Origin of the sequence: Mesorhizobium sp. M7A.F.Ca.CA.002.04.1.1 (genome assembly GCF_004022805.1) — a bacterium.
Taxonomy (GTDB): Bacteria; Pseudomonadota; Alphaproteobacteria; order Rhizobiales; family Rhizobiaceae; genus Mesorhizobium; species Mesorhizobium ciceri.
In genome coordinates, this window is the sequence record NZ_RZPL01000799.1 from 1 (window position 1) to 2,444 (window position 2,444).

At 61.9% G+C, this 2,444-nt stretch carries 2 protein-coding genes; both read right to left on the reverse strand.

The window, feature by feature from the left end:
• Window positions 1-61: 61 nt before the first annotated feature.
• A complete protein-coding gene (locus tag ENZ75_RS28625; protein WP_063168994.1) occupies window positions 62-640 on the reverse strand; it encodes an invasion associated locus B family protein in 579 nt (192 codons plus the stop codon).
• A 35-nt stretch (window positions 641-675) separates the two neighbouring features.
• On the reverse strand, window positions 676-2,444 hold a 1,769-nt coding region (locus ENZ75_RS28630), incomplete at its 5' end, for an autotransporter outer membrane beta-barrel domain-containing protein (protein ID WP_164888069.1).

A 2,444-nucleotide genomic window follows, 5' to 3' on the forward strand; every position in this document is an offset into this window, starting at 1 on the left:
CGCACCGCCCTGCCGCGAGACTGCGTTCAGGCGGCGCGCGCTTTAAGTCCTGCGGCTCACATCAATTGGTCAAAAGCTCCGCGGTTCGGGCAAGTGCGCCGGCGAAGCCGTTGAGCGGAATGGAAAAGCTCACCGCTTGTCCGGTGTCTGCCGCGAAAGCGTCGATCTTCAGCGTGGTGCCTGATTTCAGCAGCGGCGTGACAGTCGCATCGAACATCACCGGCACCAGACAGCCGACGACCTGGCAGGTGTTGAACGCCAGGCTGCCGTCCAGCTTCTGATCGTCGATGGTCAGGCTCACCCCCTTGGCCAGCGCCAGGCCGAACGGCAGCGCAAGCGTTCCCGTGGCATCCTCGCCGGTCTTGCTCGACAGCTCGATCGCCAGCAGGCGCTGATTGTTTTGCTTGTTGAATTGCTGATGCGACAGGCTGCAGGTTTTGGTCGCGCCTGATATCTGGCAATTGACCGTCCAGTCGCCGTGGGTTTCGGACAGTGCCGACGCGCCACCGGGCAACTGCGGCGCATCGGCGGCAGCCGGTGCCGCGACCGCCTTGTCGCTCTTGGTTTGCGCCGCCGCGGCCGGCACACCGACGGTGCAGGCAACACCCAGCATCGCCACGAAATACGCGAACTTCCTCATCAAGACCCCTCCCGCCCGGCTCCGCCTCGGGCCAGCTAGAAGCTGACCTTGAGAGACGCGCTGATCGCGTTCTGTTTAACCGTTTCGCCGAAGGCGCCATTATATCTGACGGACATGCCGACGCCATTGACGCCATTCAGTTCAAGGCCGGCGCCGACCCGATAGAGCGGCGAATCGACGGCCTCCGTCAAGTGCAATGCGGGGTTGCCAGGCAGATTCTCCGCCGCCGCGAAGCGACCTTCGATTTCCCACTCCTTGTTGGAAAACTCCGCCCCGGCCTTGCCGTAGACGCGAAGGCTGGCAATGTCGCTGAGCGCGATGTCGGTGCCGATCTCGATTGCAGGGGTTGCAGAATAGTAGGTGTTGGCCGAGCCATCGAAGTTGAAGGCGGCGACCGAACCCTCCTCCGTGCCTGAGACACGCAGCCAGCGCGCGTCGAACTGCACTGTCGGCTGCAGATAGAAGGCGCCCATCTCCCGGGTGAAACCCAACCGCGCCGAGCCGCCGAACATCGCGGTCTTCTGTGTGTAGGTGACGCTGCTGCCGATGCCAGGCAGCATTACCTCGTCGAGATAATCACCCGCCAACGTTTCGCCCGGAATGTAGAATGCCGGGTCGATATGGGTGTCGCGTTCGCCCTTGAACGAGCCCGTGCCGCCACCGAGTGCAAAGTCCACGAAGTAATTCTTGTTGGTATATTTGGCCAGCGCATAGGCCTGCCAGGCCTCACCGGTGGTCTCCGACAGCAGGTCTCCATTGAAGCCGATCTTGGAATCGAACTCTGTGCGGCCGATCGTGGCACCAAGCGACCAGTTCTGGCCGATCTCGCCAATGCCGCCAAGCGACATCGTCTTCAGGACGTCGTCGCGGCTTGTAGTGCCAGCGCCCGCGTCGCGGCTGTACTCGGCCTGCGGGCTGATCGTTGCCCAGACGCAGCGGCCGTCGGGATTCTTGTAGGCAGGCACGCCAGTACACTCACGCGCCGCTTCCAGCATCATGTCGGCTTCGCGGTTGATCATGTTGAACGTATGCACGGCATAATGCGGTGTGAGCCGGGTCAATGCTGCACCCAGTTCCTCTTCATTGGGCAGGAAGCGCAGCATGTTGATCAGCCTGGCCATCGGGTTGTCCGGGGTCGATGCTGCCTCGACATCGTCAAGGTACTGCGCCATCTGGAACACGCCGGGATCGGTGGTGCCGGACCCCGGATCCTGCGCCAGTTCCAGGAATGTCGGGTTGTCGGCGTAAAGAACGAGATCGGTGCCGCCATCCACCCGGAACTGGAAGTTGAAGCCCACTGCCGGATGCAAGGTCTTCGCTGCTATGCCGGAGTCGGTCATCCCCGAGCCATTGGCGACCACATATTCTGTGAACAGCTTATCGATCGACAGGAAATTCAGCGGCGCTTCGCGGTTGAAGTCACCGGCCGCCGTTAGTGCCAGGGCATCCGTGATCTGGTTGTTGAGATCCACATCGGTGACGAAATCGCCGGAGAGGTTTTGTTTGAAGCCGCCGCCGACATCCACCTTCGCCACCACGCCGATGCCCTGGTTGGTATAGAGCCCGTCATTGGTGAACAGCCCGCCGCCGAGATCGATGGTTTTCAGTCCGACCATCGAGGCATCGGCAAAATTGTGGAAGCTGTTGTCGCCGCCGCCGAGATCGATGTTGCCGATGACGCGTCCCAGCGTGTCGCCCAGCCGCGAATTGTCGACATGGTCATCACCCGACGTGCCGGTAATGGCCAGCGGACTGAAATCGTCGAGCAGCGATTCCAGGATCGCATTGGTCGGCACGACGGGAC